We start from the raw sequence: 13754 nt of genomic DNA on the forward strand, positions 1-13754 counted from the left end.
CCTTAAAATCGTAAGTTATTTCTGCTGCTTACTGAACAGAAGAATAGGTCTTCCAGCCACCATCGAGATTTTTCACACGGAATCCGTGCTCAGACAGTATGCGGGATGCTAGATAACCTCGAAGTCCAACTTGGCAACTTACATACAATATTTTACCCTTCGGAAGCTCATTTAAACGGCTGCGCAGCTCGTTCAGAGGAATGTTGATGGAGCCCTTTATGTAACCTCCTTTTCTTTCAGCAGGTTCACGGACATCAATAAGCATCCCGCCGTTTTTCACCAAATCGTCGATCTCATGCCATTGTACGGTCTCGACTTGACCATCCATAATATTCGAGGCCACGTAACCAGCATAGTTCACCGGATCTTTGGCTGAAGAGTAAGGGGGAGCATAAGAAAGTTCGAGCTCCGTCAAATCGTACACATCGAGGTTACCTTTGATCGCCGTTGCGATGACGTCAATTCGCTTGTCCACACCATCTTTCCCTACCGCTTGCGCTCCGTAAATTCGTCCATTCTCCGGATTAAACAATAGCTTCAATGAAATCGGATATGCCCCTGGGTAATAACCAGCATGAGAAGAAGGATGAATATGAACGGCTTGGTATGGAAGCCCGAGCTGTTTGAGTCGTTTTTCATTGCTTCCTGTCGCAGCGACGGTCAGATCGAACACTTTGGCGATAGACGTTCCAAGCGTTCCTTTATAGGAGACGTTCTTTCCATAAATATGATCTGCCACTAAACGGCCTTGTCGGTTGGCTGGTCCAGCCAGTGGGATCATAGCTGGTTTCTGATGAATATAATCGGTGACCATTACTGCATCGCCAATCGCATAGATGCTCTCATCATTCGTTTGCATATATTCGTTAACCTTAATTCCACCACGTTCACCAATATCAAGCCCTGCATTAACGGCAAGTTTATTCTCCGGTTTAACACCGATGGATAGTATGGTCATGTCTGTAGATACTTTTGTGCCACTGGATAACTCAATTATTTTTCCTTGATCAGCGAAGGATTCAACCCCGTCTTCAAGAATGAGGGTAATACCTTTCTCTTTCAGATGGGTTTGGACGATAGATGCCATTTCATAATCGAGAGGTGCCATAACCTGGTTAGCCATTTCAATCAAGGTTACCTTGATTCCGCGATCAGCAAGGTTCTCTGCCATCTCAAGCCCAATAAATCCGCCACCAACGATAACCGCCTGAGCAGGCTTATGCGTGTCTACATAATGTTTGATTTGGTCTGTATCCGGAATGTTGCGAATCGTAAAGACATGCTCAGCCTCATTAAGACCTGCAATGTTCGGTATAATTGGCTTAGCCCCGGGAGATAAAATAAGGTAGTCGTAACTTTCTGTGTAAATCTCACCTGTGGACAGGTTCTTAATGGCTACCGATTTATTATCACGCTGGATGGACACGACTTCGCTCAGATTGCGGATGTCCAGATTGAATCTCTTGCTCATGCCCTCCACCGTCTGGACCATCAGCTTGCCGCGTTCTTTAATTGTTTCTCCTATATAGTAGGGGAGACCACAGTTAGCAAAAGAAATATGTTCACCGCGTTCAACCATGATAATCGTTGAGCTTTCGTCCAATCTTCGCAATCGTGCTGCTGCGGATGCTCCACCTGCTACACCGCCAACAATAATGATCTTCTTGCTCATAGTTCATACCTCCAGAAAGGTTTATTTTATACCCATGGGGGTATGATAACATATATGACTCGAAAAAAAAGTGACAAATATCTAAACGAGTATGTTGGAAGATGGAACTTGACAATATACCCTATGGGGTACATATTATAGACATGTGATATATAATTGAGTAAAGGATATGACAATATATAATAGAGTGGAATGGAGGAAGAACCATGATGGATTATAATGATCAAATGAAAAATCGTGTAAAGCGGATTGAAGGACAGCTTCGCGGTATTCTGAAAATGATGGAAGAGAACAAGGACTGTAAGGAAGTGATCACTCAACTTTCAGCAGCACGGACAGCGATTGACCGGACAATCGGAGTTGTTGTCAGCTCGAATCTCGTTGAATGTGTCCGTACTGCAGAAGAGAACGGCCATAATACGGAAGAGCTTGTTATTGAAGCGGTCAACCTATTGGTTAAAAGCCGTTAATACCGAAAGGGTTGACACCCCTTTCTACATCCTATAATATACCCGTATGGGTATATGAGGATTACAAAATCTAAAGCCTATGTTTTTTTGAAGTTGATTTATATCTACAATCACAATCAGTTTAGGAGGATTCTATTATGAATGCAGACAAAGTATTAGATGCTAAAGGTTTGGCTTGTCCTATGCCAATTGTTAAGACGAAGAAGGCCATGAACGATATGGAGCAGGGGCAGGTACTGGAGATTCAAAGCACAGATAAGGGTGCGAAGAACGATTTGACCGCATGGGCTAAAGCCAATGGTAATGAAGTAGTGGATCATAAAGAAGAGAATGGTGTACTGTCGTTCTGGATTAAGAAAGGGTAATATTTTTTTTGGATTTTCATATACCCCATGGGGTAAAAGAGTGGGTAAAGAGGAGGAATTAGTACAGTGTCTGATCAGAAGAAAACAACCATCGTGCTATTCAGCGGTGAGTACGATAAAGCAATGGCCGCATATATTATTGCCAACGGCGCGGCTGCTTACGATCATGAGGTTACTATTTTTCATACCTTTTGGGGATTGAATGCACTTCGTAAAGACGAAGATGTGATGGTTCCTGTAAAGAAGGGTTTTATGGAAAAATTGTTCGGCAAGATGATGCCAAGAGGCGCCGACAAAATGGGGCTATCAAAAATGAATTACGCCGGCATGGGTCCTAAGATGATTAAAGATGTGATCAAGAAGCATAACGCGGTGCCACTTCCACAATTGATTGAAATGGCTCAAGAGCAGGATATCAAGCTGGTCGCTTGCACCATGACGATGGATTTGCTCGGCCTTCAGAAGGAAGAGCTTCTCGATCATGTAGAATACGCAGGTGTTGCTGCTTATTTGGCGGATGCGCAAGATGGTAACGTCAACTTGTTTATCTAATTTTCACCCGGGAATCTTCCCGTTAAAGAGAGAGGGTTATATAGTTGGACTATCTCAATATTATTATCATCGCACTTATCGTATTGTTTTTGCTCTGGCGAATGCTTCCGGCAAAGGGAATTCGGCAGATTACGGCGACTGAGTTAAAGAATGAATTACTAGACAAGAACAAACAGTTCATTGATGTCCGTACACCTAGTGAGTATAAAGCAAATCATATTAAAGGCTTCAACAACATTCCCCTGCAGCAGCTTGCTCAGAAGAGCGCTGAACTTTCTCGTGACCGTGAAGTTGTGGTTATCTGTCAAAGCGGGATGCGCAGTAACACAGCTAGTAAAATGCTAAGGAAATTAAGTTTTAATAAGGTAACGAACGTAAAAGGCGGTATGAGTGCCTGGTCTTCATCTAAATAAATTATAGGAGGTCTTATGATCATGAAGGAAATCACACCTGTTGAAGTTGAGAGATTGCTTAATGAAGGCAGCAGCCTGAATATCATTGATGTTAGAGAAACGGATGAGGTTGAAGCAGGGAAAATCCCTGGTGCTGTTAACATTCCTCTTGGATTGGTAGAGTTCCGCAAGCAAGACCTGGATAAATCCAAGGAATATATTATGGTATGCCGTTCTGGCGGCCGAAGCAGCCGTGCAACAGAATATCTTGAACACCAAGGATACAACGTCATTAACATGACGGGTGGTATGCTGGCATGGGAAGGCAAAACAGAATAATGATATGCGCGAACTATAGATCCATTTGATGCTAGATCGTTTTACCGGTGCGTTAAAGCACCATTTTTTTCGGAATGCAATATACCCCGGTGGGTATTAAATGAAAACAGGAGGTTTTTATAGTATGGAATCGATATACTCGAACGTAATGTTGGATGCCAAAGGCTTGGCTTGCCCGATGCCGATCGTACGAACTCGGAAAGTGATGAAGGAGATGGAGGCTGGACAGGTTCTGGAAGTGCAAGCCACAGATAAAGGTTCGAAGGCAGACTTACAGGCTTGGGCGGAAAGCACAGGTCAGCAATATCTGGGCACGGTGGAGGACGGAGATGTACTGAAACATTTTTTGCGCAAGGCTTCTGATGAAGAGAAAGGAACGCCTTCCTATCCTCACATCGCAGATAACGCACAGCTGGAGCAAAAGCTCCAGTCGGATGAATCCATTGTTGTTCTAGACGTCCGAGAACCTGCCGAATATGCCTTTAGGCATATCCCGAATGCGGTATCCATTCCATTGGGAGATATAGAAAATTGCCTTGGGGAGCTGAATAAGCAGGCAGAAATTTATGTGATATGTCGTACTGGGACCCGTAGTGACATGGCCGCCCAGAAGCTAGCAGCGAACGGATTTGAGCGAGTGCTCAATGTTGTTCCCGGAATGAGCAGTTGGAGCGGACCCACAGCTAATATGAATGAATAACGGCGAATTATAGCCTTAACATAGCATCTAAGAATAAGGGAGGAAGTATATTATGTCAGTCATTGAGATGCAGGTCCAGGAAGTTGCTGAGAAGGCGATCCATAAACAGAGAATGTTTATTCTGGACGTTCGAAACAAGACGGATTTTGAAGATTGGAAGATCGAAGGACAAAATTTCGAATATTTGAACATTCCTTATTTCGATCTGCTAGACGGTGTGGAAGATATATTGGATCAGATTCCTACGGAACAAGAAGTGCTTGTTGTATGTGCTAAGGAAGGATCATCCATCATGGTGGCTGAGATGTTGTCAGACCAAGGACGTGCCGTAAGATATCTGAAGGGCGGCATGAAGGCTTGGAGCGAGCATCTTGTACCCGTGAAACTTGGAAACTTGAAGGATGGGGGAGAGCTGTACCAGTTCGTACGGGTTGGTAAAGGGTGCCTTTCTTATATGGCTGTCTCGAATGGAGAAGCGGCGCTATTTGATGCGACAAGAATGACAGAGACTTATATTGATTTTGCCAAAAGTGTAAATGCCGAAATCAAGCATGTGTTTGACACGCACTTACATGCGGATCACATATCAGGAGGACGATCCATTGCGGAGAAGGTGAATGCAACGTACTGGCTCCCTCCTAAAGATGCTGGAGAGGTTGTGTTCAATTATCAGCCGCTTGAAGATGGTGACGAAGTAATGATCGGTAACACCTTGATCAGCATTGAGGCACTGTACTCTCCTGGACATACAATTGGTTCGACTTCTTTTGTTATTGATGATCGCTACCTGTTGACAGGTGATATTTTGTTTATCGATTCGATTGGCAGACCGGATTTGGCTGGACTTGCAGAAGACTGGGTTGGCGATTTACGCGAAACGCTCTATACCCGTTATAAAAAGCTCTCGGATGAGCTGATTGTGCTTCCAGCCCACTTTATGATCATGGAAGAATTGAACGAAGATGGTACCGTAGCGAGGAAGCTAGGTGAGCTGTATGCATCCAATCATGGTCTAAACATTACAGATGATCAGGTATTCCGGAACATGGTTACGACAAACCTTCCACCGCAGCCAAACGCTTATCAGGATATCCGTCAAACGAATATGGGGAAGATCAATCCAGACGATGAAAGACAACGAGAGATGGAAATTGGACCGAACCGTTGTGCGGTTCGATAAATTAGGGGAACCGCTTTGGTTCCCTTTTCTTAACTGAAAAATAGAAGCTCTTATGAAGAAGGAGGATGAAACGATGGATATGAGCTTTGCATATATACTAACCATTTTCTTAATTGGTTTTATTGGCTCTTATATTTCAGGTATGGTAGGCATCGGCGGGTCCATCATCAAATACCCGATGCTATTATATATACCGCCACTGTTCGGGCTGGCGGCATTTACCGCACATGAGGTATCTGGCATTAGCGCCGTTCAGGTGTTATTCGCCACATTAGGCGGGGTATGGGCTTATCGCAAAGGAGGGTATTTAAACAAAACACTCATTATCTACATGGGGGCTGCTATTTTGATCGGTAGCTTTATCGGGGGCTTCGGTTCTCAGTCGATGAGTGAGGATGGGATTAATATCATTTATGGCATACTGGCATTGATCGCTGCGATTATGATGTTTATTCCGAAAAAAGGGGTGGATGACATCCCGTTAGATCAAGTGAATTTTAACAAGTGGCTTGCTGCTGTCCTGGCCTTAGTCGTTGGTATTGGTGCTGGTATCGTTGGTGCAGCCGGAGCGTTTTTGCTCGTGCCCATCATGCTCGTCGTGCTGAAAATACCGACAAGAATGACTATTGCATCCTCGCTTGCAATTACTTTTATATCCTCGATCGGTTCGACAGTTGGGAAGGTTACGACCGGGCAGGTCGAATATTTCCCCGCCTTTATTATGGTTGTTGCAAGCTTGATTGCTTCTCCGCTCGGTGCTTTGGCTGGTAAGAAGATGAACACTAAAGTATTGCAGGTGATATTGGCTGTTCTAATCCTGGCTACGGCCATCAAGATATGGCTCGATATTTTTTAAAGTGGTCAGTTTGGTTAAACATATAAAAGGACTGGAGTTATATTCTATTCTGATTAGGAGGTTAGCCATCATATGTCCATCAACGAAAAGATTTTGTTAGCCAGCCGTCCGCAAGGAATGCCTGAGAAAAGTAACTTTTCGATCGAAGAAGAGCCTTTGCCAGTGCCTCAAGCTGGAGAATGTCTGGTCCGGACACTCTATTTATCAGTCGATCCCTATATAAGAGGACGATTAAGCGAGACGAAAAGCTATGCTGAACCCTACAAGATAGGCGAAGTCATTAAGAGCGGAGCCATAGGACAGGTCATGGAATCGACAGATCCTGAGTTTAAGCAAGGAGATATTGTGGCAGGGGTTTGGGGTTGGCAGCGTTATGCTGCAGTAAATACATCCACGCTTCGGACAATTGATCCGGATTTAGCGCCCATTTCGACATCTCTTGGTGTCCTTGGTATGACCGGGCTTACTGCTTATTTCGGACTGCTTGATATTGGTCAGCCGAAGGAAGGCGAGACGGTTGTTGTGTCTGGTGCGGCGGGGGCTGTTGGTATGGTTGTCGGCCAAATTGCGAAACTTAAAGGGGCTAGAGTTGTTGGGATAGCAGGTTCGGATGAGAAGAACAAATACCTGAAGCAGCAGCTTGGTTTTGATGAGGCTCTTAATTACCGTACCGAACCTGACCTGAAGGCTGCACTTGAGAAGGCCTGCCCGAACGGAGTGGACGTATACTTTGACAATGTGGGCGGTGAAGTATCGGATGCGGTCATATCGCTCATCAACAAAAACGCGCGGATTCCGATTTGTGGTCAAATTGCACTTTATAATCTGAAGAAGCCAGATCAAGGTCCGCGGATTCAGAGTGCGATTTTGACAAATACGGCCTTAATGAAAGGATTCCTAGTTGGGGATTATTCAAAAGATTATCCGAAAGCCATGACTGAGCTGGCAAAATGGGTAGCCGATGGCCGTGTTCAATACGCCGAGAATATCGTTGAGGGTTTTGAGAATACAATCGAAGCGTTTCTTGGTCTGTTCTCTGGCGATAATCTTGGGAAACAGTTAGTAAAGGTAAGCGAAATATCAAAATAATACTAAAGATCATCGTTTAAAGAAAAGAGGCTCCCGGAGGAAATTCCGGAAGCCTCTTTCAGATGCAGATTTAGAGTGTCTGTCAGACCATTAACTCCGACTTCGTGATCTGCTGATACTGACGGTACATCGAGAAACGCCAGTGAGTGATCATACCGTAAGCGAGCAGGAAGAACAGGGCTGCTGTTTGCGGAATAGAAATATGCCGCTCAATGTATCCATGCAGCAGCAGACGTACAGTAAGCAGTCCGAGCAGGATGTACACAAAGCTACGGGAGCGTTGAATGAAGATTTGACCGTCAATCTTCTCAAATTTTGTTCCACGGATCAGAGGGTATGAGAAGACAACCCATCCGACTAGGAATGCGATAATTCCCCATAAGATAGGGATTCGAACATCTGGCTCAACAAACATGATGAATCCTGTTGTCATACCTAGCGGCGGAATAATGATTTTTTTAATCGTTACCGGACGATTTCCAAGTTTCACACGAATAAAGATAGCAGCGAGTGCCATGACCAGCATGCCAATGGTTATACCTATTTGAAGAATTGGGGAATTCAGATCAACCACAATTCAGGACCTCTTTCCATCAGAAATATCACACTTATATGTATTCATAATTATAGCACAGAACGATGTGTGAAAAAATTCATGATTTTTTTAGACTTGTCTCTTTTCGTGAAAGTGTAAGTGAGAATGGATAGTGAAATAAAAATTTATAGATTTACCATATTTTGAGTGCAAACTTTCACCTTTTAAGTTACCATAATGTTATGGAAATGATAAAAAATGTAGATTTATAACAACAACATAGGGGAAGTGAGGTTGTCCTATATGGATCTATACAAGCGCACTGTAATATTTTTGATGATGTATACGATTTCGGCTTACCTACTATTTATAGCGAGTGAACATGCGCCTTACTTGCTTCCCGTTATATGGTTTACAGCTGTTATTTTGCTTGTGTGTGGTCTTTGTTATATTTTCTATCATTCTGTATTCCGTCCAAGAAGAAAAAGAAGCCGGTAAATTGCTTTAAACATATGAAAAGTAATCTAAAATCCAACTGTCCCTAGAGGACAGTTTTTTGCGTGGATTGTCAATGGATGTCCTATCACAAGAAATAGACCCTTTTACCTAGGATAATTTTACTATATGATTATATAGGAAAATATTTCATATAGACGGGGATCGAATGATTGCCGCATTTAATGGGGGAGAGCAAGTTGTACTGTCATGCATGTGGATCTAAAAATTCATCAATTCAGCGAACATGTTCATCATGTGGTGAGGAATTGGTTCATACGGTCAAATCTAAGGTTGCTGTGAATAGCCAAAAATCAGCTTCGCAAGCTAAGCCAGAGCGTAAGCCAGAACGTAAGGGAAGTCCGTTCACATGGCTTATACCATTGATGCTGCTTCTGACGACGGCTATGAGTCTCGCTGTTTATTACGTTTATGAGGATAAGATCAATAAAGAGGTAATCGCGCTACAGACACAAGCGCAGAAGACTGCGCTTGAAGGAAAATATAAGGAAGCTACCGAGCTGCTGGACGCTGCACTTGTGAAGAGACCAGAGCATCAGGGTGTCTTGCTCGACCGAGAGATTGCCGCTGAAGCGCAAGCACTGGATGAACAACTGAATAAGGCGCGGAGTAGTCTTAAAGCGCAGAAGATAACCGAAGCAGAAAAGACATTAGCCGCTTTAAGCAAGAGGCTGAAATCTCGATCGGAGCCGCTGTTCAAGCCGCTGAAGAATGACCTGTCTGGGTCACAAGTTACCTTGTCAGTTATGAAAGTTAAAGCTGAACTTGATAAGCTGGCCACAGTTCCCGAACTTGCGGATAAGCTGGAAGAGATCAACAAACTAAAGGGAAAAGAAGCTGCTGAACTTCAGAAGCAGATCATTTCCAAGATCGTTGAGGTTAGCCTCAGTCAAGCTGCTGAACGGCTGAAAACAAATGATTTTAACGGAGCATCTCTGGCTGTTGAAGGCGGTCTCGCTTATGCCACGGGTGATAAACGGCTCCTAGAACAGCAGGAGAGGATTGTTCAAGAACAAGCTGCCTTTGAACGAGCGGAGGCGAAACGCATAGAACTTGCCCGGCAGAAAGCTGCAGAAGAGGATTTGGTTAATCGGACGGCGGCTGTGGAAGTGGTAAATGTGTATACGGTGCTGGATGATTACGGGGATCTACGAGTAACGGGACAGGTTAAGAACGTGGCGACCAAACCTATCTCTTCAGTGCAGATTGAACTATCCATTTATAGTCTGGATGGATATTTACTTGGAAACGGTACGATTGATGTATCTCCTTATGTGCTGGAACGCGGGGAGAGCGGGGAGTTTAGCTCGGTACTGTACGGAGCTTATACCGAAGGTAAAGCGGTAGTCGATAACATCACGTGGTACGTGGAATAGGGGGAAGACAATCATGAACAAAAAGATATTCGCTAGCTTCCTCTCCTGTCTCATCATACTTGGAGCGGGTGCCGTTGGAGCAGTCTGGGTTTATGCCACTCTCGTTAAAGAAGGTCAACAAGGACCGCTTTTAGCAGCGTCTGCAGATAGCGTAAAGACAATGGGAGAGAACAGCAGCAAGGAAAAGAAGGCAAGCGATACTGAGAAAGTGGCCTCAAGTACTTCGGCTCAGCCCGATAAGGATAATGGCAATGATATGCAGAGTGAGCCTGAAGGCAATAAGGCTCTTAGTGTAAAAGACATCATTAAGCAAAGTCAGAAGAAAGTATTCACGATCAAAACGATGAGCGGCATTGGTTCGGGATTTCTGTTTAACCGTTACGGAGATCTGCTTACCAATGCACACGTTGTTGATGGATACAGTGATGTGACTGTCACTGGACTAGATAAGCGTGAATATGCCGGGACAGTGATCGGAATCGGAGCAAGTCTGGATGTGGCTGTTATTCGGGTGCCTGGATTGGCTGGTCAGGATCCGTTACCACTCGAAACTCAGAATAAGGCAGAGGTCGGTGACCCGGTGCTTGCACTCGGCAGCCCGCTCGGTCTGGAGAACACGGTAACAACCGGAATTATCAGTGGACTGGATCGCGAGTTTGAACTGGATTCTTACGTTTATCGTAATCTGTACCAGACCTCTGCACCCATTGCTCCAGGGAACAGCGGAGGGCCGCTCATTAATTCGGACACAGGGAAGGTTGTCGGGATCAATTCAGCGATTATGACGCAAGGGACGATCGGATTTAGCATACCGATGAATCAAGTGGTAACCATGGCGGAAGAATGGACAGGGCACTCCATTGCAGGAGCGCAGGATTCTTCCAACACGGTAGCCACCGGAGCTTCTGCTTCGTCAGCTCCTGGTTCCATTGGTGAGGAAGAGGCAGAAGGTCTTATCTACTCATATTATTTAAGCCTGAGTACGGAGGATTATGTAACGGCGTACTCCTTACTCGGTAGCCAGTGGCAAAATGGAACGAGCTATGAAAAGTTCCGTGAGGGATATATAAACACACGGCAAGTGACGGTAGATTACATATCGGCGCTGCCCGTAGCTGATGGAAAGAGCGAGGTTAGTGGACTTATTACAGCAGAAGAACGCCGAAATGGTGTTACTGTTTACCGCAAATATGAAGTCACATATCAGGTTGGATACGAGAATGGAGTTATAAAAATGCTGAAGGGCACAGGTAAACCGCTGGAGTAATTTCCGGCGGTTTTTCTTTGATTCCATATTAAAATGAATATTTGATAATAAGCAATGTGGCGCTTTTTATAAAAAAATAAAACGTTATGCCTGAAAGGTCAGTCTAATATAACAGATTAACAAAAATGGGAAGTAGAAACGGGAGGGGGAGGTGCTTCGTCATGAAAGATATAGAACTGGCGCAAGCTGCCTGCAGAGGAGATGAAGCAGCATTTCATGCCTTGGTTACGGAGCAGAAGAGGCGACTGTACGGTATTGCTTACAGCTATTTACACAATGAGAACGATGCACTCGAAGCGGTTCAAGAGACGATCTGCCGGGCATGGAGTAAATGCGGGCGTCTCAGAAATCCAGAGCTGTTTGTCACTTGGCTGATTCGAATACTGATTAACTGCTGTGTGGATGAGCAGAAAAGGAAAAAGCGGGTTGTTCCATTCGAAGAAATACGTCAGACCGATTCCGGAGAGATGGTAAGTGACACAAAGCTGGATTTAGAACGTGCATTGAATCGAATGAAGCCGAAATACAGGCATGTCCTCATCCTGAAATATTATCAGGATATGACCGTAGCTGAAATTGCCAAGGTGCTGGACTGTCCAGAAGGCACTGTGAAAACAAGACTTCACCAGGGATTAAAGCTGCTGCGGCAAAAAATCGAGCCAGGAGGTGCGGCAATCCATGTATGAAAAAGAAGAACGAATGCTGAAAAGTTATTTCCAGGATGCTGAAGAAAGTGCCGCAAGTATTCCAGAAGAAAAGTTGGAAGCTGCTGTTCAGGAAGGGATTCGTAGAGGGAAACGTGCCAAACGATCCTATCTTCGGTACAGAGGGGCAGCACTCTTTGCTGGAGCCGTAGCGGTAGTCTTGTTACTGGTTTGGGGAGGATCCCTGCAACAGACTGGGGAAGTCGAGCATATGGCTGCGGGACCTTATCCACCATTAAAAGGGCATAACTTCGAAGGAGACATTACACTGAATACGGCTAATAACCACGGGATGATCCAGCCGGTAGACAAGTCGGTTACGAAGGGAGATTACACCGTTACGGTGGATGGTGTATTGGTTGGTTCGCATCAGTTGAAGGTGCTGTACACACTAGAGAATCGGTCGGACCGGAAGGCGATTGTGATGGGTACTAATCTGGAGAATAAGGATGGGAAATCTCCGATTTCTTATGGCTCAAGCTCTCATGGAACGAATGAATTTGATTCTGGAACACATCGTCTTCAAGTGGAATATACCTTTGACGATGCGGACCAGATGAGCAAGGATATGAATATTGTATTTCGAGTCGCCCCGGATTCTGCTAACGCCCGCGCTGGTCGTAACGATGATGTTAAGGGTGAGGAGAAGCTGGAAGTGGGCATTACTCTTGACCTCGAAGCCTACCAGAAGTATATCCGAACCGTGATGCTTGATGAGGTCGTGGAAATTCAGGGACAGAAGATGAGACTGCAGGAAATCACATATTCTCCAGCAGGTATTGTCCTGAAAGGTAATGTCGATATCGGAAATAATATGAGGGTGTCTGGACTGTGGAATGTCTATTTAGATTCAACTAAAAATGGAGAATCCACGCAGCTTATGAGCCCTATGAATTTTGGGCCAGATGAGAAAGGGGACATGACCTATTTCTTCAACAGCAATCTGTTGGATGAGATCGACTCTCTCATCTTAAAAGCGGATGGACTATATGCCGTCGACCCTGACAAGATGAAAGTGGTCGTGGATACGGAGCAAAAGATCGTGCTTAGCGCCCCTGATGACAACATAAAGTTTGGATCTTACACCGATTCTAAAGAAGGTCATACCTTGACGCTTGTGTACGAAGAGAGTGATGAGCAACATCGCGGCAGTGTGAGTATTTCCAATGAATTTATAGACGGGAAAGGCAACAAGCATAAGATGGATGATTCCTCGCAGGGAGTCCGATCGACGAGTACGTCGAACGAGACAGGAGGGAGAAAGACAACAGATTATTTGTACCTCAAACCAGAGGAATATCCTCAACCGTTAACGTTTAGCTTCGACAGTTATCCGGGCGTCATTGAGAAGTCGATCGAGGTACCTCTTGTAATGGATAGCAAAGAAGCAGATGCAGAAGCTTTGAAGTCGTCTATCCTTAGCAGCATCCCGAAGCCTGAGGGTGCAGTCCAAGCAGGAATCAGAACGAACTCAGGCAATCCGAATATTAAAATAGAAGTTCGCTATGAACTAGAGAATATAGGGGGAGAACAGGGGCTTTATTCTCCTACAGAGTATTTTCAACAATTGCAAGCTGCCGGATGGGCAGAAATAGAAGAAGAGCGAATGGGGCATGTTCATTTTTTTGAGAAAGAGGATGCAGTTATAGCGATTGAAGTCCGAGAAGACTGGATTGATATTTATGAAATGGAAGAGGGCCAGTTTTCCAATTAGGATAGGGTAAACGGTAAAAGCAGCGAG

15 protein-coding genes are annotated in these 13754 nt (G+C 44.7%); 13 read left to right on the forward strand and 2 right to left on the reverse strand.

What is annotated here, in order from left to right; translation table 11 throughout:
- Positions 1–28: 28 nt before the first annotated feature.
- Positions 29–1672 carry a CoA-disulfide reductase gene (locus tag ACFQV5_RS16310; RefSeq protein ID WP_379248415.1) on the reverse strand — a complete coding sequence of 548 codons (1644 nt, stop codon included), beginning with the start codon at positions 1670–1672 and terminating at the stop codon, positions 29–31.
- A 209-nt stretch (positions 1673–1881) separates the two neighbouring features.
- Between ACFQV5_RS16310 and ACFQV5_RS16315 the strand changes: the two genes are divergently transcribed.
- The 9 genes from ACFQV5_RS16315 to ACFQV5_RS16355 all read left to right on the forward strand — a co-directional run bounded on the left by ACFQV5_RS16315 (position 1882) and on the right by ACFQV5_RS16355 (position 7615).
- Positions 1882–2142: a metal-sensitive transcriptional regulator gene (locus tag ACFQV5_RS16315; protein WP_379248629.1), complete on the forward strand. Its 261-nt coding sequence runs from the start codon at positions 1882–1884 to the stop codon at positions 2140–2142.
- Between the two features lie 137 nt (positions 2143–2279).
- Positions 2280–2507, forward strand: a complete 228-nt coding sequence (locus ACFQV5_RS16320; protein WP_379248416.1) for a sulfurtransferase TusA family protein — start codon at positions 2280–2282, stop codon at positions 2505–2507.
- 66 nt (positions 2508–2573) lie between these two features.
- Complete coding sequence (locus tag ACFQV5_RS16325) at positions 2574–3059, forward strand: DsrE/DsrF/DrsH-like family protein (protein ID WP_379248417.1); 486 nt, start codon at positions 2574–2576, stop codon at positions 3057–3059.
- A 44-nt stretch (positions 3060–3103) separates the two neighbouring features.
- The gene (locus tag ACFQV5_RS16330) at positions 3104–3472 is read left to right on the forward strand and encodes a rhodanese-like domain-containing protein (protein WP_379248418.1); all 369 of its coding nucleotides are present in this window, start codon (positions 3104–3106) and stop codon (positions 3470–3472) included.
- Between the two features lie 21 nt (positions 3473–3493).
- Positions 3494–3790 carry a rhodanese-like domain-containing protein gene (locus tag ACFQV5_RS16335; protein ID WP_379248419.1) on the forward strand — a complete coding sequence of 99 codons (297 nt, stop codon included), beginning with the start codon at positions 3494–3496 and terminating at the stop codon, positions 3788–3790.
- Between the two features lie 124 nt (positions 3791–3914).
- A complete protein-coding gene (locus tag ACFQV5_RS16340; RefSeq protein ID WP_379248420.1) occupies positions 3915–4490 on the forward strand; it encodes a sulfurtransferase TusA family protein in 576 nt (191 codons plus the stop codon).
- A 52-nt stretch (positions 4491–4542) separates the two neighbouring features.
- Complete coding sequence (locus tag ACFQV5_RS16345) at positions 4543–5670, forward strand: MBL fold metallo-hydrolase (RefSeq protein ID WP_379248421.1); 1128 nt, start codon at positions 4543–4545, stop codon at positions 5668–5670.
- Positions 5671–5749: 79 nt separating this feature from the next.
- A complete protein-coding gene (locus ACFQV5_RS16350) occupies positions 5750–6526 on the forward strand; it encodes a sulfite exporter TauE/SafE family protein (RefSeq protein ID WP_379248630.1) in 777 nt (258 codons plus the stop codon).
- Positions 6527–6598: 72 nt separating this feature from the next.
- Complete coding sequence (locus tag ACFQV5_RS16355) at positions 6599–7615, forward strand: NADP-dependent oxidoreductase (protein WP_379248422.1); 1017 nt, start codon at positions 6599–6601, stop codon at positions 7613–7615.
- An 82-nt stretch (positions 7616–7697) separates the two neighbouring features.
- On the opposite strand, the gene ACFQV5_RS16360 is transcribed toward ACFQV5_RS16355, so the two are convergent.
- Complete coding sequence (locus ACFQV5_RS16360; RefSeq protein ID WP_379248423.1) at positions 7698–8189, reverse strand: cytochrome c biogenesis protein CcdC; 492 nt, start codon at positions 8187–8189, stop codon at positions 7698–7700.
- A 725-nt stretch (positions 8190–8914) separates the two neighbouring features.
- Here ACFQV5_RS16360 and ACFQV5_RS16365 point away from each other — a divergent pair.
- The 4 genes from ACFQV5_RS16365 to ACFQV5_RS16380 all read left to right on the forward strand — a co-directional run bounded on the left by ACFQV5_RS16365 (position 8915) and on the right by ACFQV5_RS16380 (position 13727).
- The gene (locus tag ACFQV5_RS16365; protein WP_379248424.1) at positions 8915–10042 is read left to right on the forward strand and encodes an FxLYD domain-containing protein; all 1128 of its coding nucleotides are present in this window, start codon (positions 8915–8917) and stop codon (positions 10040–10042) included.
- 13 nt (positions 10043–10055) lie between these two features.
- Entirely contained in the window at positions 10056–11309 is a 1254-nt protein-coding gene (locus ACFQV5_RS16370; RefSeq protein ID WP_379248425.1) for a S1C family serine protease, read from the forward strand.
- A gap of 161 nt (positions 11310–11470) precedes the next feature.
- A complete protein-coding gene (locus ACFQV5_RS16375; protein WP_379248426.1) occupies positions 11471–11995 on the forward strand; it encodes a sigma-70 family RNA polymerase sigma factor in 525 nt (174 codons plus the stop codon).
- Complete coding sequence (locus tag ACFQV5_RS16380; protein ID WP_379248427.1) at positions 11988–13727, forward strand: DUF4179 domain-containing protein; 1740 nt, start codon at positions 11988–11990, stop codon at positions 13725–13727. Before ACFQV5_RS16375 ends, ACFQV5_RS16380 begins: the two co-directional genes overlap by 8 nt.
- The last annotated feature ends 27 nt before the right edge of the window (positions 13728–13754 follow it).

Source organism: Paenibacillus sp. GCM10028914 (assembly GCF_042666275.1).
In the GTDB taxonomy this organism is placed as follows: domain Bacteria; phylum Bacillota; class Bacilli; order Paenibacillales; family Paenibacillaceae; genus Paenibacillus_AQ.

Coding starts and splice junctions, on each gene's coding strand:
- ACFQV5_RS16320 (WP_379248416.1), top strand. CDS start 2,280: ATGAATGCAGACAAAGTATTAGATGCTAAAGGTTTGGCTTGTCCTATG.
- ACFQV5_RS16380 (WP_379248427.1), top strand. CDS start 11,988: ATGTATGAAAAAGAAGAACGAATGCTGAAAAGTTATTTCCAGGATGCT.
- ACFQV5_RS16335 (WP_379248419.1), top strand. CDS start 3,494: ATGAAGGAAATCACACCTGTTGAAGTTGAGAGATTGCTTAATGAAGGC.
- ACFQV5_RS16310 (WP_379248415.1), bottom strand. CDS start 1,672: ATGAGCAAGAAGATCATTATTGTTGGCGGTGTAGCAGGTGGAGCATCC.
- ACFQV5_RS16345 (WP_379248421.1), top strand. CDS start 4,543: ATGTCAGTCATTGAGATGCAGGTCCAGGAAGTTGCTGAGAAGGCGATC.
- ACFQV5_RS16315 (WP_379248629.1), top strand. CDS start 1,882: ATGGATTATAATGATCAAATGAAAAATCGTGTAAAGCGGATTGAAGGA.
- ACFQV5_RS16375 (WP_379248426.1), top strand. CDS start 11,471: ATGAAAGATATAGAACTGGCGCAAGCTGCCTGCAGAGGAGATGAAGCA.
- ACFQV5_RS16355 (WP_379248422.1), top strand. CDS start 6,599: ATGTCCATCAACGAAAAGATTTTGTTAGCCAGCCGTCCGCAAGGAATG.
- ACFQV5_RS16370 (WP_379248425.1), top strand. CDS start 10,056: ATGAACAAAAAGATATTCGCTAGCTTCCTCTCCTGTCTCATCATACTT.
- ACFQV5_RS16340 (WP_379248420.1), top strand. CDS start 3,915: ATGGAATCGATATACTCGAACGTAATGTTGGATGCCAAAGGCTTGGCT.
- ACFQV5_RS16350 (WP_379248630.1), top strand. CDS start 5,750: ATGAGCTTTGCATATATACTAACCATTTTCTTAATTGGTTTTATTGGC.